Source organism: Melittangium boletus DSM 14713 (assembly GCF_002305855.1).
GTDB classification, from domain to species: domain Bacteria; phylum Myxococcota; class Myxococcia; order Myxococcales; family Myxococcaceae; genus Cystobacter; species Cystobacter boletus.
On the sequence record NZ_CP022163.1, the window covers coordinates 3,704,361 to 3,723,467 of the forward strand.

A 19,107-nucleotide genomic window follows, 5' to 3' on the forward strand; every position below is an offset into this window, starting at 1 on the left:
GCCCCAGCCCGCCCATGGATCCGACCACCCACCTGTCCCGTTCCGCCCTCATGTTCCTCTCGCGCCGCGAGGGATTGAAGGACCTGGCCACCCGCGTGCCCGCCCTGGAGAAGGTGGCCCGGCGCTTCATCGCGGGCGAGCGGATGGAGGACGCCGTGGCCGCGGTGAAGGAATTGAACGCGCGCGGCATGACGGTGTCCTTCGACCATCTCAACGAGGCGGTGCGCAACGAGGCCGAGACGCACGAGGAGGTGAAGGAATACCTGCGCCTGCTCATGCGCATCGACCAGGTGGGCGCCCGGGGCAATGTGTCGCTCAAGCTCACCCAGTGCGGCCTGTTGCTCGACCGGGAGCTCGCCCTGCGCAACGCGCGTCAGGTGGTGGCCGAGGCCGCGCGCCGCGGCTCCTTCGTGCGCATCGACATGGAGCAGAGCCCTGTCACCCAGGCCACCTTGGACGTGGTCCGCGCGCTGCACCGTGAATTCGGCCAGGCCCACGTGGGCGCCGTGCTCCAGAGCAGCCTCTACCGCACCGAGGCCGATGCCCGCGCCCTGTGCGCGGAGGGCATCCGCATCCGTTTGTGCAAGGGCGCCTACCTCGAGGGGCCCGAGGTGGCCTGGCCCGACAAGCGAGACGTGGACGAGAACTTCCTGCGCTGCATGCGGGTGCTGCTCGACAGCGGGCTGTACCATGGCATCGCCACGCACGATGAGCGGATGATTTCCGAAACGCTCGCCTACGCTCAACGCCAGGGCCTCGCGCGCGGCGCCTTCGAGTTCCAGATGCTCTATGGCATCCGCGGGGACTTGCAGGAGCGGCTGGTGAAGGAGGGCCACCCGGTGCGCGTCTATGTCCCCTATGGCAAGCACTGGTACCCCTACTTCATGCGCCGGCTCGCCGAGCGCCCCGCCAATGTCTGGTTCGTCCTGAAGAACTTCTTCCAGGGCTAGTCCGCGCTCCGGCGCGCGTCGTGGCCGAGTTCCCGGGCCGACTCCACCTCGGGCTCCGGGCGCTTGTCCCGCATCGTCACGAACTCCTCGGCCGCCGTGGGGTGGATGCCCACCGTGGCGTCCAATTGCTTCTTCGTCACGCCACACTTCAACGCCACCGCCAGCCCCTGGATGATCTCCGGCGCGTCCGCCCCCACCATGTGAAAGCCCAGCACCCGCTCGCTGCCCCGCTCGACGATGACCTTCATCATCGTCCGCTCGTCCCGGCCACTCAGCACATGCTTCATCGGACGGAACGTGGACAGGTACACATCCACCTCGCCGTGCTTCGCTCGCGCCTCGCGCTCGGTGCACCCCACCGCCCCCACCGGTGGCTGGCTGAACACCGCCGAGGCCACTCCCGTATGGTCCAGGGTGATGTCCCGCTCATTGAAGAGCGTTTCCGCCACCGCCCGGCCCTCGGCGATCGCCACGGGCGTGAGGTTGATGCGATCCGTCACGTCCCCCACCGCGTAGAGGCTTTCCACGTTCGTGCGCGAGTGCTCGTCCACACACACCGCGCCGCGCTCGTCCAGCCGCACGCCCGCCGCCTCCAACCCCAAGCCCTTCGTATTGGGCACCCGCCCCGTGGCGAACAGCACCGCGTCCACATCCAACGTCTCGCCCATGGCCGTGAGCACGCTCAGCGTCCCGTCCGGCCGCTTCTCCACGTCCGCCACCACCGTCTCGGGCCGCAGGTCCACGCCCCGCTTGCGCATCTCCTGCGAGAGCGTGGCGCGCACATCGTCATCGAAGCCGCGCAGCACCGAGGCGCCCCGGAAGAACATCGTCACCTTCGAGCCCAGCGCCTGGAAGATGCCCGCGAACTCCACGCCGATGTAGCCCGCTCCCACGATGAGCAACCGCCGGGGAATGGTCTCCAGGCGCAACGCGCCATCCGACGTGAGCACGTGCTCGATGCCCTTCACCTTCGGGAGGAAGGGATGCGAGCCCGTGGCCACCAGCAGGTACCGGGCCGTGTAGCGCTGGCCGCCCACCTCCACCGTGTGCGCGTCCAGCACCCGGCCCCGGCCCCGGATGACCCGCACGCCCGAGTCCTTGAGGAGCCGGCCATACACGCCCTCCAACCGCTCCAACTCCCGCGCCTTGGCCGCCTGGAGCTTCTTCCAGTCCAGGCGCGGCGGCTCGAGGGACCAGCCATGGCCCGCCGCGTCCTCGAACTCGTCCCGGAAGTGCGCCCCATAGACGAGCAGCTTCTTGGGCACGCAGCCCCGGTGCACGCACGTGCCCCCTACCTCCTGCTCCTCGCACAGCGCCACCCGCGCGCCCAGGGCTCCCGCTCGGCGGCTCGCCGCCACCCCTCCCGAACCGCCTCCCAGGGTGAACAAGTCGAAGTCGTAGTCGGACATGCGTCCAAGTTGCCCACTCCCCGTGCCTACCGCCAAGCAGGCGGGGGAGCGAACTCGACCTCTTACCCACTAGATGGCAGTTGGACGTCCTCAGTTGGTGACGTCGCTTGACAACAGCCTGCGCTTGTCGCAAATAATTGACTTAAGGTCATTGCTTGATCCGGAGCGCGGAGCCTCGTTACAGTGGCTCGTATGAAGGAGCCGTTCGACCGCAACGAAGCCAAGAAGCTCGTCCTGAAGATCCTCAATGAGGGACTCACGGTGTTCTCCCGGCACGCAGAGGAAGAACTCGCGAAGGATGACCTGACGACCGTCGATGCGACGAACGTGCTTCGCGCGGGGAAGATCACCGAACCAGCCGAGTTGGAACGGGACACCTGGCGCTACAGGGTCCACACCGAGCGGATGGTCGTGGTTGTCTCCTTCGTGTCCGAGTCCAAGCTGAGGATCGTCACGGCTTGGAGAAAGAAAAAATGAAGTGCGACGCCTGTGGAGCCCCAATGAAGAGTGGACGGGAGAACTTCCTGTACACCGCCTGTGGCCTGGACACCGTCACGCTCATGAACGTGGAAGTCCGCCGCTGCGCCGAGTGCGGTGAGTACGAGGTGGACATCCCCCGCATCGAAGAACTGCACCGGCTCATCGCCCAGGAAGTCGCGGCCAAGGCGGCCCGGCTCACGCCGATGGAAGTCCGGTTCCTGCGCAAGTACCTCGGATTCTCCGGCGTGGACTTCGCCGCGGTCCTCGACGTCACTCCCGAAACCGTGTCCCGGTGGGAGAACGGCAAGAAGCAGATGAGTCCCGTCTCCGAGCGTGCGCTCAGGCTGATGGTCTTCGTCCGAGCACCCCTCGCGGAGTATCCCCTCGAGAAACTGGCGGAGGTCGCCCAGGGAGACGCCGTTCCCCTTCGCATGAAACTGCGCGAGTCACGCTCTCAGTGGCAGGCGGAAGCCCTGGCCGCGTAGGTCCAGGTGAAGAGACAAGGTCTCGGCTGTCTCCCTGGAGTGCCACCAGGACACCTCCCAAGAGGCATCGCGCCAGGTCATCCCCATGTTCAGGGCGGACCCCTGGATGGAAGGTGACGCATGAGCGCGATGCAACCGGCCCCGGGCGCCCTCGCGGGCGCGCTGGGCACCCTCGCCGTGAGTGCATGGGAGCCCGCGCGCGATGCGCTGCTCGGCCATCCTCCCGTGTACGCCGTGAGGTCCCTCGCCACCCTGGGCGCTCGACGGGCCTGGGGGGTGCGGCTCTCGCCCCGCTCCGCCCTGCGCTGGGGGCTCCTCGCCCGGTGGTTGTACGGCCCCGCGATGGGCACCCTCTACGCGGCCCTGCGCCCCCGGCTCCCCGCGTCCGTTCGGCTGGGCGGACTCACGCTCGGCGCCGCGGTGGCACTCCTCGAGCACGTGGCCTTTCCCCTGCTTCGCGTCACGCCTCCCTGGCGCACGTGGTCTCTCGGGGAGAAGGCACTGCTCGACCTCCAGGTGATGCTCTTCGGCGTCGTCACCGAGGCCGTGCTGTCCCGGAGGACCCCGCCCCATGACGCCAAACCCCGGCGGGTGGGCGTGGCGGGGATCTGAACCCTCCCTCCTTATATAAGGAGGTGGAACCGCCGCTCAGAAGACCGAGGACTCGAGCCCGTCGTTGGACAGGTCCACCAGTTCCTCGCCCAGCACGTCGCTGGCGTTGCCATCGAGCGAGTTGAACAGGTTCGTCATGAACTCGCCCACTTCGTCGGCCGACATCCCCTCGCCTTGCAGCAGCTGCGCGAGCGTGCCGCGAGCCTGCTCGGAGATCTGCTCCTCGCTCCACTCGGCCTTACCCGCGCTACCCGAGCCCGGGCCCACCCGCTCCTCGCCCTGCTCCGGGAAGTGCAGCACCTGACCCAGCCGCTCACCCGCATGCGTCGCGGCGGCTCCGAAGCTGTCCTTGCTCTGCCCCACCCGGGCCTTCGCCGTGGCCGGCGCCGCCGTCTGGGTCCGAGGCGTCGCCACCGGACGAAGCCCCTCGGCGACGCGGGCGGTGTTCATCGGGAGCGAGAGGGCGGCGGCGCGGACCATGGGACGATTCCTCGGGAAGGGACTGCGGACATCCTCCAAAGCAGGCGCCGTGCCAGCGTCCGGCCCTCCTGGAAGCCATGTAACCCCTTGGACTCATTGGGAACGCCACGGGCCGCCCTGGTGTCTGCGGTCTACCCCTGGTGACTGTTGTCACCAGGGGCCACCGAGGAGCGCGGCACCCAAAGCCGTCCCAGCTCCAGGGGCTCGGCGTCGAAGGGCTCGGCGTGGATCACCTCGTTCCCCTCATGCCGGCCCACGGGCCGCCAGCCCGACGCCTCCCGGCGGTAGATCTCCAGGGCCTGGGCCCTTGGGTCCACCAGCCACGCGTGGCTCACGCCCTCCTGGTGATAGAGCGCCATCTTCCGCCCGCGATCCAACGCCGCCGTGGAGGGGGAAAGCACCTCGCACACCCAGTCGGGCGCCACATCGAAGAAAGGCTCGTCCCGCGCGAGCAGTTCCGGCACGCGCTCCCGCCGCCAGCCCGCCAGGTCCGGCACCAGCACCTGTCGGCCCAGGTGCAGTTCCGGCTCGTCGAGGATCCACCACCCCCCGGGCCCTCCCCCGCCCTCGCCGTACGTGGAACCCAACACCACTCCGAGCACCGACGCCGCCCAGGCATGCCACCTCGCCGGCCGGGGAAAGGCCCACAGCGCGTCGTCGATCAACTCCCCCACCCACCCGACCGGCAGCGCCTCGATGTCCTCGTAGGTCGCCGGAAACTTCTCCCTGCCCATGTGCCTGCCTCCCGCCGGGCCCCGAGCCCGACCGCTCCCATCCTATCCGGGAGTCTGACATCCGAGGTAGGGTACGGCGCCGGACATCACACGTCCAGGGGCTCGGTCACGATGTCGACCGTCGCCGAGGTCATCAACTTGTGGATGGGGCAGCGCGCGACCGCGTCGTGGAGCCGCCGGCGCTCCTCGGGGCTCAGCGCGCCATGGAACGTGAGCTTCACCCGAAGCGCGTACTTCCCCTGCCGCTCCCCGGAGGCATCCCGCTCGACGTGGGTCTCCACCCGCTCCAGGGCCATTCCCATCTTGTTCGCGTACCAGGTGGCCGTCAGCGCCTTGCACGCCGCGAGCGAGGCATCGAAGTAGTCGTGGGGATCCGGCGCCGAGCCCCCGCCTCCCGTGGCGGCGGACACGTCCGCGTGGAAGACATGCTGGCCCGCGTGGAGGACCTGGCGGAAGGCGTTGGGCTGCTCGGTCTGGGCGTTGATGGACGGCATGGCGTGCTCCTGGGTGGACGAGGCAGGAGACACGCTAACGAAGGGTGACGGCCGGGATTAGCCAGCGGTGCCGGCACTCACTGTTCCGCGCCTGGAACGGCCCCGCGTGGCTCCGGGCTCCGGGCTAGAGTCGGCGCGGGAATGGGTGAAGAAGCCAAACGCTACCGCGTCCCCTCGCGCGTCCACCGGGTGGAGCAGGAGATCCAGAAGAGCCGCTTCCTCACCACGGCCGCCCCGGCGCCCACGGTGGAGGAGGCACGCGCCTTCATCGCCCGCGTGCGCGAGGAGTTTCCCGACGCCACGCACAACTGCTGGGCCTTCGCGGTAGGTCCCCCCGGCTCCACGGCCCAGGTGGGCATGAGCGACGACGGAGAGCCGCATGGCACCGCGGGCCGGCCCATGCTCACGGCCCTGCTCCACGGCGGCGTGGGCGAGGTGGCCGTGGTCGTCACCCGCTACTTCGGCGGCACGCTGCTGGGCAAGGGCGGCCTGGTGCGCGCCTACACGGCCTGCGTCCAGCAGGTGCTCGAGTCGCTGCCCACCCTCGAGCGCGTGCGCAAGGTGCGCGTGGCCGTCGAGCTGGAGTACGCGAGCGTCGACGGCGTGCGCCGGATGCTCGCCGCCCACGAGGCGGAGCTGGTGGCGGAGACGTATGCCGTCACGGTGGGCTACCAGTTGCTCCTGCCCGAGCACCAGCTCGAGGCCTTCCACAAGGCACTGCTCGACCAGACCCAGGGCGAGGTGCTGTTCGAGGTGTTGGACGCCGAGCCCTGACGGGCCGCTCACCGCGCCGCGCGCGCGAGTCCCGCCACGCCCAGCACCACCCCCCCGGCCAGCGCGGCGAGTCCCGCCGTCGCCGAGTAGCGCTTCCACCGGGGCGTCGGAGGCACGGGGCCATGGGGGCCGTAGCTGCGCGTCATCGGTTGGAAGAGGTTGCCCTCGCGCCGCTCCACGGGCTCATCGCGCTGTTGCATGCGCGCGCCGAAGTGGCCCAGCAGGAACTGGCCCACCCACGGAGCGACGGCGTCCAGGGCGAGGATGAGCCGGCCCTGGAGGAACACCGGCACGCGCGTCCTGCCCGGACGCCTCACGGCGGCGACGACCGAGCGCGCCACCACGTCCACGTCATACGTGGGCGGCACCGGAGCGGGCGCCCGGGACAACAACGTGGGCGCGTGGGCGAACATGTTCGTGTCCACCGAGGGCACCAGGATGTTGGACACCTCGATGCCCGTGCCCTCGAGCTCCAACCGCAGCGCCTTCGCCCAGCCGAGCGTGGCGTGCTTGCTCGCGGTGTACGCGGACAACAGCGGCGCCCCCCCTCTGGACAGCATGGACTGGACGTTGAGCACATGGCCCCGGCCCTGCCTCCGGAAGTGGGGCAACACCCCGCGCGCGAAGCGCATGAAGCCCAGGCAGTTGACGTCGAGGACGCGCGTGATGTGCTCCCAGGGCAGTGCGTCGAACAGGCCGTAGGACTGCACCCCCGCGTTGTTCACCAGCACATCCACCCGGCCGTAGTGCGCCAGGCACTCGCGCACCACCCGCTCCACGTCCTCCTGGACCGTCACGTCCCCGGGCACCACCAGGCACTCGCCCCCTCGCTGAAGCACCTCGTCGCGCAGCCGCTCCAGGGCCTGGGCCGTGCGCGCCGTGACGCACAGCCTCACCCCCGCCTCCGCCAGCCGCACCGCGGATTGCCAACCCACCCCGCTCGACGCGCCCGTCACGATCGCCACCTGGCCCTTCACGTCCTGGCGCTTCATCGTCCCTCCCCACATGGCCCGCCTCACGCGGCACCTCGCTTCCCCAGGATGCGGACGCCGCCCCCTCCGCGCAGACAACCCCTCGCCTCCACCCGCCCGTCCGCCCGGGTGCCCTGGCGCCGGACGACCTCGGGCGTCCGGTGGTGAACGCATGGAGGGGGCGATTCCGCCCGTGACTCGCGAGGTCCCTTCAGACTGGAGGCCATGACGGCGGTGCTCGACGCGGTGGTGGTGGGCGCGGGGCCCAATGGGCTCGCCGCCGCGGTGACGTTGGCCCGCGCGGGCCGCTCGGTGCGCGTGCTGGAGGCGGCCCCCACTCCCGGCGGCGGCGCCCGCTCGGCCGCGCTCACCCTGCCCGGCTTCGTCCACGACGTCTGCTCCGCCATCCACCCGCTCGCCATCGCCTCGCCCTTCTTCCGCCAGCTCCCCCTCGCCGACCATGGACTCGAATGGGTGCACCCGGACGCGCCCCTCGCCCACCCCCTGGAGGATGGCACCGCCGCCGTGCTCGAGCGCGACCTGGAGGCCACCGCCCGGAGCCTCGGCCCGGATGCCCGGCGCTACGTGCGCTGGATGCGCCCCATGGTGCGCTCCTTCGACGACGTGATGGCCCAACTTGGCGACCCCTTCCACTTCCCCCGCCGGCCCCTGCGGCTCGCCCGCTTCGGCCTGCGCGCCCTGCGCTCCGCCCACGCCCAGGCCCGGAGCGCCTTCCGAGGCCCCCTCGCGCGCGCCCTCTTCGCCGGCGGTGCCGCGCACTCCTTCTCCGCGCTCGAGCGCCCCCTCACCTCCGCCTTCGGCATCCTCCTGCTCGCCTCCGGCCACGCCGTGGGCTGGCCCTTTCCGCGCGGCGGCACGCAGAAGCTCGTGGACGCGCTCGTGAGCTACCTCGGCGCGCTCGGCGGCGAGGTGGTGACGGGCCAGCGCGTGGACTCCGTGGACGAGCTGCCCCGGGCGCGCGCCGTGCTGCTCGACGTGTCCCCCGCGCAGCTCGTGAAGCTCGCGGGCCACCGGCTGCCTCCGCGCTATGTGGAGAAGCTCCAGCGCTACCGGCGCGGGCCCGGCGTCTTCAAGGTGGACTGGGCGCTCTCCGGCCCCATCCCCTGGCGCGCCCCCGGCTGCGCTCGCGCGGGCACCGTGCACCTGGGCGGCACGCTGGAGGAGCTCGCCGCGAGCGAGGCCGCCGTGGCACGCGGCGAGGTGCCCGAGCGCCCCTACGTGCTCGTGGCCCAGCACACGCCCTTCGACCCGAGCCGCGCGCCGCCGGGACAGCACACGGGCTGGGCCTACTGCCACGTGCCCAACGGCTGCACCGAGGACATGACGTCGCGCATCGAGGCCCAGTTGGAGCGCTTCGCCCCGGGCTTCGGCGCGCGCGTCCTCGCCCGGCACACGCGCTCGCCCGCGCAGTACGAGGCCTACAACCCGAACTTCCTCGGCGGGGACATCTCCGGCGGCGCCATGGAGGGCCTGCAACTGCTCGCCCGGCCCGTGGCGAGCCTCGTGCCCTATGCCACGCCGGACCCGCGCCTCTACCTGTGCTCGGCCTCCACGCCGCCGGGAGCGGGCGTGCATGGCCTGTGCGGCTTCCTCGCCGCGCGCGCCCTGCTCGCGAGCGAGGTGTGGCGCAAGGGATAGGGCGGCCAACCCGCCACGTCCGGGAAAACCTCCGGCCCCCCGGCTAGCCTGCGCGATTTTCGCGAGGGGATGCGGATGCACGACGCGCTACACCTGGAGCCGGGAACCCTCGTGGCCGGCTTCCTCATCGAGGGGCCCCTGGCCTCCGGCGGCTTCGGCACCGTGTACCGGGCCTGGAGGGACGGGCGGCGCTTCGCCCTCAAGCTGCTGCCGCTGGAGGATCCCCGCAGCGACCGGGAGATGGACGCCCTGCGCCGCCAGCGCCACCCGAACGTGGTGGGCTTCCAGGGCTGGGGCCTGTGGCCCGACGAGGCGCCGCGCTACCAGGTGCTCGCGCTGGAGTACGTGGAGGGCCGCACCCTGCTGGCCTGGGCGGACGAGGAGAACCCCTCCGCGCTGGAGCTCGTGCACCAGGTGCTCCTGCCCTTCGTGCTGCTGCTGGCGGACGTGCACGACTCGGGGGTGGTGCACCGGGACGTGAAGGAGACCAACATCCTCGTGCGCCAGAAGGACGGGCAGCCGGTGCTCGTGGACTTCGGCGCGGCCTGTCACGAGGGGGCGAAGCGCCTGACGCCGAGGCTGCCACCCGGGACGCCGGAGTACCGCAGCCCGGAGCAGTTGCGCCTCGCCCGGGAGTGGACCGGCGAGCCCCTTCCGGTGAGCCCCCGGGATGACCTGTGGGCCCTGGGCGTGACGCTCTACTGGCTGCTCACGCGCACGATGCCCTTCGGAGACCGCCACGGCGCGCTCACCCAGGCCATCCTCCACCAGACGCCGCCCGCGCCCCAGGTGCTCAACCCGCGCGTCCCGCCGGCCCTGGGCGACGTGTGCATGCGCATGCTGGAGAAGAACCCCGAGGCGCGCTACCCGGACGCCCGAGCGCTCGCGCAGGCGTTGTCGGAGGCCTGGAGCCACGCGGACCGCGCCTGGAACCACCCCCTCCTCGCGCGGCCCGCTCCGGAGCCAGCGCCTCCCGCAGCCGCGCCCGAGCGCCGCTCCCGTCTGACGTGGGCCCTCACGATGGGACTCGCGCTGGTGCTGTTCTCCCTCACCCCACGCTATGAGTGGTCCGAGCTTCCCCCGCCTCAACAAGCCGGTTCTCGCCAGGAAATGGCGGCCGCGCGGATGACGGGAGAGGTTGTGCGCGATGCGGAACCCCGCACGTCACCTCGAAAGAACACCGACATGAAGACATCCCCGAAGGTTCGCACCGTGACCCGCGCCGCGCTGCTCGCTGGTGCCGCGTGTATGGCGCCCGGGTGCGCGACCATGAAGTTCAACCCGCCGCCTCCTCCAACGGAGTGCCCTCCCGGCGCCGCGGCGACTCATGAGCGGTTCAGGTTCATGTCGCCCGATGTGTATCGGTACACCAACACCATCGAGTTCGTGCGCCAGCAGAGGAGGCGGGAGGAACCCATCACCGTCGAGGAAGGAGCCATCAAGGTCGTGACCTTGGGCTCCTGGGGCGACCTGCCCGACAGCACCACGCTCGTCGGCAGATTGTACTTCACTCGGGAAAAGATCTACGGCCGCTTCACCGAGGCCCACCTGGACGATGGAGAGGTCGTTCCCATCTGCATGGAACTCAAGCCAGAGGGTGGAGGCAGCACGGGGATCCGACTGCCAAAGGGCAGCACCCCTCATCGTGCCTCCGTCAGCAACAATCAGGGCGTCCGGCTCATGAAGCGCTTCGAGTACCTGAATTGGGACTGATTCCCAGGAGAACGGCTCGTGCTCCCCGCTTCCTTCTTCTTGCTGACCTGGCTTCACGCCTCGCCCGAGAAAGCTTCGTCCTCCGTCGAAGCCTGTGAGGATCTCCACGTCGAATTGGCCCGGTCACCGGTCGTGGGACCTCGAGAAGTCTGTATCAGTCCCGGACGTCTGACGGATTTCGTCTTCGACGTTCCCATCGGCGCCGTCGAGGTGCAGGACGAGGTGCGCTTCGTGGAGGTGAACCGGGGCCGGCGAATGCTTGGCCTCATGCCGCCTTCCGATTTGCAAACCGGAGAGCGGCTGCGGCTCACGGTGGAGCTCACGGGAGGGGAGTCGAGCCAAACCATCACGTTCATGTTGGTGGCCCAACAAGGGCTGGCCACGCATCAGGTCCAGGTTTTCCGCGACCCGAGACCCGCGGAATCCCTGCGGCAAGAAACGGAAGCGGAACGAGCGAAGAACCGTCGGCTCCAGGAGGAGAACGAGCGGCTGCGTTCCCAGTTCGAGCAACACCAGGGACTGGGGTATCTGCTCGCCATGAAGCGCATCGGCACACACGGTGTGAAAGCGCACGCCCTGGCACCGGACAGCCCCGCCGAATCGACCGGAGGACTCTCGTTCTTCAATGGGAGGGCCTTCCGCATCGACGCGAGTGTCACGGCCGAGATCTCGCTGCTGAATAACGGCTCGGCACCTTGGATCGCGACGGGGGCCCTGCTGATGAACGAGGGGGGAGAAACATTTCGAGGACTGCAACTCCTTCTGGCGGAATCCATCGAACCCGGAAAGAGAGGAACGGTCGTCGTTGAACTCATAGCCACGGACTCGGAGGCCCAAGGACACCTGACGCTGACAATCTGGGACGACAGCGGGCGCGCCATCACGCTCACTCCGGTGGTGTTTCCCACGCTCTACGAGGAAACTCCCGGTCGCCCTCGGTCCATGCCTCCGCCAACCAGACCCCCAGCGGGAGAGTGACGGCAAGCGCCCCCCTCTCGATTCGCATCAAGTGAGGAAGTGCCACTTACCCACAATCCTAGGGGTGAACCATTCACGCCGACTCAGCACAGGCCCACTGGACGGGGCTATTCCTGTTGATCACCATACTGGCAGGCGGTTGCGCGTCGCTGACGCCTTCCTCCAATCGAGGGTCGAATGCGAGGTACATGCAGCACGAAGCCGCCGCATCCGCGCTGACCGAAGGACTGAGTGTTGAGTCGCGGCGCGTCGTCACTTCTCCGTCGGCCTCGCGACCAAAGCCCAGGGCTCCGGCACTGCCATCCCGTCCTCGAGACTCGCGTGAGGCGGTAACAAGGGAGAGCCCCAGTGGAGCGGCGGGTGTCGTTGGAGTTGCAGTCCCCCACACCTCGGAGTCCGCACGACAGAGCGCCACCCAAGCCCGTCAAGCGGTCTTGGGTGCCGTTCTCGACGTGTCAAGTTCCACCCGCCGTATCGTCAGCGAATTCTCCAGACTCAAGGCCAGCAAGCAGGGAATCGCCGGCCGACATGCCGACCTGTTTGTCCCTTTCGTGGAGCAGGGCATCCAGCAACTGCGATGGCTCCATGCCGAACTCGCGGCCTCCACCACGATGTCCAACACGGCCTCGGAGGTGGATGACGCGGACATGCAACTCGCTCTCCTGCGTCTCACCGGCCCACGGCTCGAGGCCGCCATGATGGGCTCCATTCTGCTCGCCGTGTGGATCGACTTCCTCCACCTAGCTGACGTCGTGCTCAAGCAGTGCCCCTATTACAGCGAGGAGCGACTGCTCAGGAAGATGCATCAGTTGCGCAAGATGATGGAGCCCACCATGACGGCGCTTGCCTCCCTGGATCCAGGGCTGCTCGAGGCCGCGGCAACCGACCTGCCCGCGCTGATAGGTCATCTCACCATCGAGTTCGGCGCAACCCGTGAGGCTGTGCGCACGGCGGCGGAGCAGTTCGAGAGGATGATGAGGGTCAAGGAGCTCATCGAGACGATCACCGCGGCCTCGGCGATGAAGATGGCGCTGCCCCGGCTACTGCCACCAGCCACGCCCATCACGCTCGGCGTGGGTCTCGTGATGGGCTCCAACGGTGTGATGATGGGTACGCAGATGGTCGCCTCCGCCGAATGGGTGGAGATGATGCGCCGACTCGTACGGGCAGGCGTCGTCTCCCTCACCATCGTCAACGCCGTTGTCCGGATTCACGCCGGTCAGGTGATGATGGCGCAGTCGCATGACGAATTGCCTCGGAGCGTGCGCGAAGCACTCGGCGATGGGCCCGAGGTCGGGAGCATGCATGTGACGGGCAGAGCGGGAGCCGGTATGGCCGAGCCACCGCAACACCATGTCCTGCCGCGGGAGTTCCGCGAGTGGTTCGAGAAACGCGGCTTCAACGGGGACATGAGCATCGACCAGTTCTGCGTCCGAATGGAGCAGGCACACCACGAAGCAATCCATGGCGGTGGAAACTGGCACCTGGGTCGCACATGGCCCAACGAATGGAACCAGACCGTCATGCGCGCGCTTTACCAAGCCGAGGCCAAGGCTGGCCGGATGTTGACGCGGAATGCGGTCCTGGACATCGTCGCGGAGGTGATGGTGCGCTACAACATCCCGCTGAACTTCACCCCCTGGAGAGGGCGATGAACAAGGGCGGATCCTCGCACGACAGTTGGAAGACCCGCCTGTATGAATGGGTCCGTGAGCGCGGATACACATCGCTCACTGCCTTCGCCGAGGCACGCCCCACCACGTCCCTGGTAGCACTGGCCGAAGAACTTGGTGGGGGTGCTGTCAGCGCGGTGCAGTTGTTCAGCGGGTTGGTCGCCGAAGCGGAGCGAAATCACCAAGTCTCACGGCTGGTGCGCGGACAGCTCGTGCGCGAGCTGTCACAAGGCTTGCCCGACGGTTGGCCGACCGTGTTGGACGAGGCGAACCGTTTCAGGGTCGCCAAGGTGCTTGGCTTGTGGAGCGCATTTACACCGGAGACTCATCAAGCCCGTGTCGATCGGGTTGGCGATGCACTCCTGGCCATGCCGCCACCACCAGGCTGGTGCCCGCTCGGCCCCGACGACGAGTTGCTCTGCACGCTGTTGCCGGACGAAATGGCCTAGCACGAACGTCCCCGTGGGGTTGCCGCCCCCCTCAAACGCGGCAGTGTACTCCGCTCACCCTCGGTGGCGGGCGGCGACGCGGTAGAGCTGGGTGAGCGAGTAGTCCAGCACCGACTCGCGCTCGCGCATGTACCGCCACGCCCGCACGAAGGGCAGCCACACCCGGTCACCCACGCGCACCTGGGCCTCCTGCAACTTCTTCCTCGGTATCCACTCCCCCCCCAGGTGCTTCACCAACACCTGGCCCAGGTACGCCCCTATCGCCGGCACCGCGTGCTCGTCGATTTTCTCCCGCTCGAACATCCCCGGGAAGTACTCCACCCAGAACTGCTCATCCACGTCCGTCAGCGACTCCGGCGTCGCGTCGAATACCGACAGCACCTTCGTGTGCAGCAGCGCCACCAGCCTCTCCGCCAAATAATCGTAGGCGTCGACGGCCTTCGCCACGTCCTTCACGTCCGAGGGCAGCGCCGCGCTCACCGGTAGCCACTCCTCGGGTTCCGGCGGCTTCCAGGCGTTGAAGTGGGCGATTCTCACTTGTCGCTCGCTCAAAGACTCCAGCGCGACCACCCGCTCCACCAGCGCCGCCACATCCGGGTGGAAGCGCGGCTCCACCGGCGCGAGCCTCGCGCTGCGCTCGCGCAAGGCGCTCCGCACGGTGTCCAAGTCCAACTCCGGCCTCAGGTGCACGTGCGCCCTCGCCTGGACTTCCCTCGCCTCTTCACTCGCGAAGTCCGCCACCGTCGGCCTCAACACCACCAGCACCGCTCCGTTGGGCAACTCCTCCACCCGGTGCGCCGGCGTGCTCAGCACCCGCTCCCGTCCCACCCTCTCCACCAACTCCTTCCCGAACACGTTCAGCCACGATACCTCGTACACCTGGTCGAATCCGTCGCGAATCGACGTCTGCATGTCCCGGCCGAAACGCGGGGCGCCGGACAAGTCCGCATCCGCCGAACTCGAGACCTCTGCATGAGAGACGGGGTAGTTCACGGCCCACGCGCGGACCATCTCCACCAACATCCGGCAGCGCTCCTCGTCCGCGAAGAAGGAGAGTGGCCGCAACGTCAGCGAGACACTCACGGAGGGAACAAGAGGGGGAGAGTAGATGCTGAACACCATATCCAGCGCGGGCCACTTCGTCCGGAAAAGCCCGAGAATCGTTACCCTCTCATCACGAGCCTCCTCCAGGGCCTTCCAGAAGGCGGCTCGTGTGTATTTGCGCCGCCGCTTGCCCTGGACAACATCCGGCATCCATTCGCCCGCGCATTGCTCAAGCGCCTGGCAGAAAGCGGGCAGTCCGCCCTCCCAATCCGAGTGCTCAAAGGCGCCCTCGAAAGAGAGCCAGAGGTCGTCATGGGCCTTCACGTCTCGGACACTCAGTACCTTCATTGGATCACTTCCCCCTCCACCTCCCCTGGCCACCCCTCCGGCGCACTCCTCCCTCCGCACACCGTCACCCGGCCCTCCTCCAGCCCCACCACCGGCTCCAGCGTCAGGCATCCCGTCGCACACACCGCCACCAGCAGCGCCACTCCTCTCCTCATGGCTTCCGCGCTCATGTTCTCCCCGTTTCCCGGAGCGGTTTCCGCCCCCCTGAAACGCGGCAGTCTATTCCCCTCTCCCTCGGCCTCGGGCGGCGGCTCGGTAGAGTTGGGTGAGCGAGTAGTCCAGCACCGACTCGCGCTCGCGCATGTAGCGCCAGGCCCTCACGAAGGGCAGCCACACCCGCTCGCCCACTCGCACCTGGGCCTCCTGCAACTTCCTCCGCGGTATCCACTCTCCCCCCAGGTGCTTCACCAACACCTGGCCCAGGTACGCCCCTATCGCCGGCACCGCGTGCTCGTCGATTTTCTCCCGCTCGAACATCCCCGGGAAGTACTCCACCCAGAACTGCTCATCCACGTCCGTCAGCGACTCCGGCGTCGCGTCGAATACCGACGGCACCTTCGTGTGCAGCAGCGCCACCAGACGCTCCGACAGGTCGTCGTAGGCATCGACCGCCTCCGCCACGTCCGTCACGTCCGAGGGCAGCGCCGCGCTCACCGGTAGCCACTCCTCGGGCTCCGGCGGCTTCCAGGCGTTGAAGTGCGCGATTCTCACCTGTCGCTCGCTCAAGGGCTCCAGCGCAACCACCCGCTCCACCAGCGCCGCCACATCCGGGTGGAAGCGCGGCTCCACCGGCGCGAGCCTCGCGCTGCGCTCGCGCAAGGCGCTCCGCACGGTGTCCAAGTCCAACTCCGGCCTCAGGTGCACGTGCGCCCTCGCCTGGGCTTCCCTCGCCTCTTCACTCGCGAAGTCCGCCACCGTCGGCCTCAACACCACCAGCACCGCTCCGTTGGGCAACTCCTCCACCCGGTGCGCCGGCGTGCTCAGCACCCGCTCCCGTCCCACCTTCTCCACCAACTCCCTCCCGAACACGTTCAGCCACGACACCTCGTACACCTGGTCGAATCCGTCGCGGCGCCGAGTCTCGTCGTCACGACCAAAGCCAGGAGCACCAGCCAATTGATCGTCAGCCAAACTGTGGGCCGAGACGTGGGACACCGGATAGCGCAACGCCCATGCGCGGACCATCTCCACCAACTTCTGGCACCGCGCCTCGTCCGCGAACAGGGAGAGCGGTTGCACCTCCAGCAGAATGGCTAGCGAAGGAGAAAGCGGCGGCAAGTGAACCCTGGGCCACAGGTCCAGCGCGGGCCACTTCGTCCGGTAGAGCCCTAGGGAGGTCCCTCGCGCGTGGCGCTTCTCCTCCAAGGCCTTCCAGATGGCGGCGCGCGTGTATTTGCGTCGGCGCTTGCCCTCGACGACATCCGGCATCCATCCATCGGAGTACGCCTCGAGCGCTTGAAAAAAAGGTTCCAGCTCGTGCGCCAGTTCGGCTCCAGGCTCAAAGGCGCCTTCAAAAGAAAGCAGGAGACGGTCCTCCACTTGCAGATCGTGAAACTCCAGCGCCTTCATTGAAACAACACCCCCACTCCCGGAGCCGTCGCCTTGATCTCATCCACGACCGCCTTCAACATCCGTCCATCCAAGGGCTTGAGTACGCCGCCTTCGTAGATGAGGCGAACCCGTTCGATGGACACTTCGCGGCGCCCCTCCACCAAGGACTTGAGGGAGGGCCGACGGATGACCAACTCCTCACCGTAATAGGCCAGGGCCTCGCTCGCGTCCGCGACCATCTGGGTTCTCAGAGCACTGCGTTTCAACCCCGCGAGATTGCGGCTCTTGAAGCTGAACGTCTCCACTCGGGGCGGCAGTCCGGCCGTGGGCGCCTGCTCCTCGATGACCAGCACGTCCGCGAAGCGCAGCCCCGCCTTCGGCTTCCACACCCCCACGTACGTCTCGACTCTCGGCCTCTCGAAGTCCCCCAGGTACTTCCTCTCCGCCCTCGGCAGCACCGCGTCCGCCCTCAACCTCTCCACCATCGCTCGCTCGAAGGCCAGCCCCCTCGCGAACCACCCCCTCATCGGCTCATACGCCTCCCACTTCAACGGCCCCTTCTCCGCCCTCCCCTCCTTCACCTCCCCCAACCTCTTCTCGTAATACGCCACGTACTCCTCCCAGCGCGGGTTGCCCTGGGCTCCTCGTGGCGGCTCGTCGAGCACCGGCCTCCTCTTCTCCAACACCCCCGCGTCCCTCGTCAGCCTCGCCCCCTCTACCTCCACCTCCACCAGCGCCCACTTCGCTTCCACCACCTCCGCCGTCAGCCCCACCCCCTCGTCCACCAGCCCCGCCACTCCCACCCCGGGCCTCCCCTCCACTCCTCCCCCCGGCGTCTTCCCCGCCTTCTCGCCGTGCGCCTGCGCCCTCCACGCCCTCGCCCTCCCCACCTCTCCCCTCGCCTCGTGCAGCACCACCGCCGCTTCCACTCCCCCCACCGCCACCATCCTCCCCGCCTCCCGGCTCCCCTGTATCTCCCTCCCCAACTCCCTCAGCCCCTCCACCCCCATCTTCTCCTCCAGCCTCCTCCTCACCTCCTGGAGCGCCTTCACCCTCTCCCCCACGCTTCCTCCCGCCCTCACCGCCTTCCCCCCCGCGTACATCACCGCCATCAACACCGCCGGCGCCAACTCCCTCGTCGCCCTCTCGTACTCTCCCCTCGCCAGCGACTTCGCTCCCTCCGCCGTCCCCTCCACCAAGCCGTGGAAACCCAACGGCACTCCAAACGTCAGCGCGTCGAAGCTCCCCCTCGCCACGCTCCCCGGCTCGAAGTGCCTCTCCATCTGCCCCCTCTCCACCTCGTCCATCGCCCTCTGGTACTCCGGCGGCAACTGCCCCCTCAGCCACGTCAACTCCACGTACCTCGCCCCGTCTCCCATCTGCGTGCTCGCCCACGCATCTCTCGCCACCCTCCCCATACCCCTCGCCACGTCCCCCGCCCTCTCCTCCCTCTCCCGGTACTCCCCCAGCCTCATTCCCCTCCCCTCCAACTCCTCCCTCACCCACGGCATGTGCCCCACCGTCTCCCCCAACACCTTCTCCCTCGCCAGCCTCCTCAGCACCTCCTTCACGTCCTCGTCCGTCGCCGTGTGCAGCACGTAGAGCGCCAGCACCTCCGCCGCCGCTCCGTACCTCTCACTCGCCTGGCGTAGAAACCCCGCTCTCTTTCCGTTGAGCACTCCCGCCGCGTCCTCCCTCACCGGCCCCAGTGCTCCCAGCCTCACCGCCCTCCACTCGTCCAGCCTCCCCACCACCCGGGGCATGTCCACCCCTCCCTGCATCTCCACGAAGTCCCCGGGCCCTCCACACTCCAGAAACGGCCCCAGCAACTCCTCCCCCTCCGCCTCCCCGGGCCACCCCTCCGGCGCACTCCTCCCTCCGCACACCGTCACCCGGCCCTCCTCCAGCCCCACCGCCGGCTCCAGCGTCAGGCACCCCGTCGCCCACACCGCCACCAGCAGCGCCACTCCTCTCCTCATGGCTTCCGCGCTCATCCTCTCTCCCAGGCCTCGAACGAAGGAAAAGCCCGATCATCGCGCCTTCGCTTCGGCGCGAGAACATCAACCTCCGTCATTTCAAGGACTTGGAACCATCACTCATGAGGGCTGGCCTGCCTGGAGTCGACAAAGTCGATTCCGGCCGTTACCATGAGGCAGTGGCCCCGACATTGTCGGAGGAGATGAAGGGGGTGAGTCCATCTCCAGGGAGAACCCTGCGTCGACCCGACCGCTGACGCGCCAGCGAGTTCCTGGGCCATTCCACGTGGCACGAGCGGTGCTCACCTGGAGGGGACCTTCGCAGCT

The 19,107-nt window shown here is 68.5% G+C and carries 19 protein-coding genes; 10 read left to right on the forward strand and 9 right to left on the reverse strand.

The features are described 5' to 3' along the window. The first annotated feature begins 14 nt into the window (after positions 1–14). Positions 15–950 carry a proline dehydrogenase family protein gene (locus MEBOL_RS15635; RefSeq protein WP_095978184.1) on the forward strand — a complete coding sequence of 312 codons (936 nt, stop codon included), beginning with the start codon at positions 15–17 and terminating at the stop codon, positions 948–950. Here MEBOL_RS15635 and gor read toward each other — a convergent pair. Then, positions 947–2,359 (reverse strand): glutathione-disulfide reductase, encoded by a 1,413-nt coding sequence (gene gor / locus MEBOL_RS15640; protein WP_095978185.1) that lies wholly within the window; start codon positions 2,357–2,359, stop codon positions 947–949. The genes MEBOL_RS15635 and gor overlap by 4 nt on opposite strands. A gap of 192 nt (positions 2,360–2,551) precedes the next feature. Here gor and MEBOL_RS15645 point away from each other — a divergent pair, with 192 nt between their 5' ends. The 3 genes from MEBOL_RS15645 to MEBOL_RS15655 all read left to right on the forward strand — a co-directional run bounded on the left by MEBOL_RS15645 (position 2,552) and on the right by MEBOL_RS15655 (position 3,936). Then, complete coding sequence (locus tag MEBOL_RS15645) at positions 2,552–2,836, forward strand: DUF4258 domain-containing protein (RefSeq protein ID WP_095978186.1); 285 nt, start codon at positions 2,552–2,554, stop codon at positions 2,834–2,836. Continuing rightward, positions 2,833–3,324: a type II TA system antitoxin MqsA family protein gene (locus MEBOL_RS15650; protein WP_095978187.1), complete on the forward strand. Its 492-nt coding sequence runs from the start codon at positions 2,833–2,835 to the stop codon at positions 3,322–3,324. Before MEBOL_RS15645 ends, MEBOL_RS15650 begins: the two co-directional genes overlap by 4 nt. Before the next feature lie 120 nt (positions 3,325–3,444). Continuing rightward, positions 3,445–3,936 carry a hypothetical protein gene (locus tag MEBOL_RS15655; protein WP_095978188.1) on the forward strand — a complete coding sequence of 164 codons (492 nt, stop codon included), beginning with the start codon at positions 3,445–3,447 and terminating at the stop codon, positions 3,934–3,936. A 36-nt stretch (positions 3,937–3,972) separates the two neighbouring features. Here the strand turns inward: MEBOL_RS15655 and MEBOL_RS15660 are convergent, their stop codons facing one another. The 3 genes from MEBOL_RS15660 to MEBOL_RS15670 all read right to left on the reverse strand — a co-directional run bounded on the left by MEBOL_RS15660 (position 3,973) and on the right by MEBOL_RS15670 (position 5,644). Further along, on the reverse strand, positions 3,973–4,416 hold the full coding sequence (locus tag MEBOL_RS15660) for a hypothetical protein (protein ID WP_095978189.1): 444 nt from the start codon (positions 4,414–4,416) through the stop codon (positions 3,973–3,975). 131 nt (positions 4,417–4,547) lie between these two features. Beyond that, positions 4,548–5,150 (reverse strand): Uma2 family endonuclease, encoded by a 603-nt coding sequence (locus MEBOL_RS15665; protein ID WP_095978190.1) that lies wholly within the window; start codon positions 5,148–5,150, stop codon positions 4,548–4,550. Between the two features lie 86 nt (positions 5,151–5,236). Next, entirely contained in the window at positions 5,237–5,644 is a 408-nt protein-coding gene (locus MEBOL_RS15670; RefSeq protein ID WP_095978191.1) for an OsmC family protein, read from the reverse strand. A 141-nt stretch (positions 5,645–5,785) separates the two neighbouring features. Between MEBOL_RS15670 and MEBOL_RS15675 the strand changes: the two genes are divergently transcribed. Further along, positions 5,786–6,418 carry a YigZ family protein gene (locus MEBOL_RS15675; RefSeq protein WP_095978192.1) on the forward strand — a complete coding sequence of 211 codons (633 nt, stop codon included), beginning with the start codon at positions 5,786–5,788 and terminating at the stop codon, positions 6,416–6,418. Positions 6,419–6,426: 8 nt separating this feature from the next. Here the strand turns inward: MEBOL_RS15675 and MEBOL_RS15680 are convergent, their stop codons facing one another. Then, positions 6,427–7,410, reverse strand: a complete 984-nt coding sequence (locus MEBOL_RS15680) for an SDR family NAD(P)-dependent oxidoreductase (RefSeq protein WP_095978193.1) — start codon at positions 7,408–7,410, stop codon at positions 6,427–6,429. A gap of 204 nt (positions 7,411–7,614) precedes the next feature. Between MEBOL_RS15680 and MEBOL_RS15685 the strand changes: the two genes are divergently transcribed. The 5 genes from MEBOL_RS15685 to MEBOL_RS15705 all read left to right on the forward strand — a co-directional run bounded on the left by MEBOL_RS15685 (position 7,615) and on the right by MEBOL_RS15705 (position 13,861). After that, complete coding sequence (locus MEBOL_RS15685; RefSeq protein WP_095978194.1) at positions 7,615–9,048, forward strand: phytoene desaturase family protein; 1,434 nt, start codon at positions 7,615–7,617, stop codon at positions 9,046–9,048. Between the two features lie 75 nt (positions 9,049–9,123). Then, the gene (locus tag MEBOL_RS15690; protein WP_157775006.1) at positions 9,124–10,761 is read left to right on the forward strand and encodes a serine/threonine protein kinase; all 1,638 of its coding nucleotides are present in this window, start codon (positions 9,124–9,126) and stop codon (positions 10,759–10,761) included. An 18-nt stretch (positions 10,762–10,779) separates the two neighbouring features. Continuing rightward, on the forward strand, positions 10,780–11,739 hold the full coding sequence (locus tag MEBOL_RS15695) for a DUF2381 family protein (protein WP_095978196.1): 960 nt from the start codon (positions 10,780–10,782) through the stop codon (positions 11,737–11,739). A 434-nt stretch (positions 11,740–12,173) separates the two neighbouring features. Next, positions 12,174–13,394, forward strand: coding sequence for a DUF2380 domain-containing protein (locus MEBOL_RS15700; protein WP_245919799.1), 1,221 nt, complete (start codon positions 12,174–12,176; stop codon positions 13,392–13,394). Then, positions 13,391–13,861: an NUDIX hydrolase gene (locus MEBOL_RS15705; RefSeq protein ID WP_095978198.1), complete on the forward strand. Its 471-nt coding sequence runs from the start codon at positions 13,391–13,393 to the stop codon at positions 13,859–13,861. The genes MEBOL_RS15700 and MEBOL_RS15705 overlap by 4 nt, the downstream gene beginning before the upstream one ends. Before the next feature lie 54 nt (positions 13,862–13,915). On the opposite strand, the gene MEBOL_RS15710 is transcribed toward MEBOL_RS15705, so the two are convergent. Genes MEBOL_RS15710 through MEBOL_RS15720 form a run of 4 tightly spaced genes read right to left on the reverse strand, consistent with a single transcriptional unit; the run spans position 13,916 to position 18,798 of the window. Beyond that, a complete protein-coding gene (locus MEBOL_RS15710) occupies positions 13,916–15,253 on the reverse strand; it encodes a hypothetical protein (RefSeq protein WP_095978199.1) in 1,338 nt (445 codons plus the stop codon). Beyond that, positions 15,250–15,423, reverse strand: a complete 174-nt coding sequence (locus tag MEBOL_RS41155) for a hypothetical protein (protein ID WP_157775008.1) — start codon at positions 15,421–15,423, stop codon at positions 15,250–15,252. The genes MEBOL_RS15710 and MEBOL_RS41155 overlap by 4 nt, the downstream gene beginning before the upstream one ends. Before the next feature lie 49 nt (positions 15,424–15,472). Continuing rightward, positions 15,473–16,822 (reverse strand): hypothetical protein, encoded by a 1,350-nt coding sequence (locus MEBOL_RS15715; RefSeq protein WP_095978200.1) that lies wholly within the window; start codon positions 16,820–16,822, stop codon positions 15,473–15,475. Continuing rightward, positions 16,819–18,798 carry a hypothetical protein gene (locus MEBOL_RS15720; protein WP_095978201.1) on the reverse strand — a complete coding sequence of 660 codons (1,980 nt, stop codon included), beginning with the start codon at positions 18,796–18,798 and terminating at the stop codon, positions 16,819–16,821. Before MEBOL_RS15720 ends, MEBOL_RS15715 begins: the two co-directional genes overlap by 4 nt. Positions 18,799–19,107: the final 309 nt, after the last annotated feature.

What these genes read in the sequence shown, in the direction of transcription:
- gor (WP_095978185.1), bottom strand. Translation starts at nt 2,359, where the DNA reads ATGTCCGACTACGACTTCGACTTGTTCACCCTGGGAGGCGGTTCGGGA.
- MEBOL_RS15705 (WP_095978198.1), top strand. Translation starts at nt 13,391, where the DNA reads ATGAACAAGGGCGGATCCTCGCACGACAGTTGGAAGACCCGCCTGTAT.
- MEBOL_RS15710 (WP_095978199.1), bottom strand. Translation starts at nt 15,253, where the DNA reads ATGAAGGTACTGAGTGTCCGAGACGTGAAGGCCCATGACGACCTCTGG.
- MEBOL_RS15690 (WP_157775006.1), top strand. Translation starts at nt 9,124, where the DNA reads ATGCACGACGCGCTACACCTGGAGCCGGGAACCCTCGTGGCCGGCTTC.
- MEBOL_RS15655 (WP_095978188.1), top strand. Translation starts at nt 3,445, where the DNA reads ATGAGCGCGATGCAACCGGCCCCGGGCGCCCTCGCGGGCGCGCTGGGC.
- MEBOL_RS15675 (WP_095978192.1), top strand. Translation starts at nt 5,786, where the DNA reads ATGGGTGAAGAAGCCAAACGCTACCGCGTCCCCTCGCGCGTCCACCGG.
- MEBOL_RS15645 (WP_095978186.1), top strand. Translation starts at nt 2,552, where the DNA reads ATGAAGGAGCCGTTCGACCGCAACGAAGCCAAGAAGCTCGTCCTGAAG.
- MEBOL_RS15670 (WP_095978191.1), bottom strand. Translation starts at nt 5,644, where the DNA reads ATGCCGTCCATCAACGCCCAGACCGAGCAGCCCAACGCCTTCCGCCAG.
- MEBOL_RS15715 (WP_095978200.1), bottom strand. Translation starts at nt 16,822, where the DNA reads ATGAAGGCGCTGGAGTTTCACGATCTGCAAGTGGAGGACCGTCTCCTG.
- MEBOL_RS15635 (WP_095978184.1), top strand. Translation starts at nt 15, where the DNA reads ATGGATCCGACCACCCACCTGTCCCGTTCCGCCCTCATGTTCCTCTCG.
- MEBOL_RS15680 (WP_095978193.1), bottom strand. Translation starts at nt 7,410, where the DNA reads ATGAAGCGCCAGGACGTGAAGGGCCAGGTGGCGATCGTGACGGGCGCG.
- MEBOL_RS15685 (WP_095978194.1), top strand. Translation starts at nt 7,615, where the DNA reads ATGACGGCGGTGCTCGACGCGGTGGTGGTGGGCGCGGGGCCCAATGGG.
- MEBOL_RS15720 (WP_095978201.1), bottom strand. Translation starts at nt 18,798, where the DNA reads ATGAGCGCGGAAGCCATGAGGAGAGGAGTGGCGCTGCTGGTGGCGGTG.
- MEBOL_RS15660 (WP_095978189.1), bottom strand. Translation starts at nt 4,416, where the DNA reads ATGGTCCGCGCCGCCGCCCTCTCGCTCCCGATGAACACCGCCCGCGTC.
- MEBOL_RS15650 (WP_095978187.1), top strand. Translation starts at nt 2,833, where the DNA reads ATGAAGTGCGACGCCTGTGGAGCCCCAATGAAGAGTGGACGGGAGAAC.
- MEBOL_RS41155 (WP_157775008.1), bottom strand. Translation starts at nt 15,423, where the DNA reads ATGAGCGCGGAAGCCATGAGGAGAGGAGTGGCGCTGCTGGTGGCGGTG.
- MEBOL_RS15665 (WP_095978190.1), bottom strand. Translation starts at nt 5,150, where the DNA reads ATGGGCAGGGAGAAGTTTCCGGCGACCTACGAGGACATCGAGGCGCTG.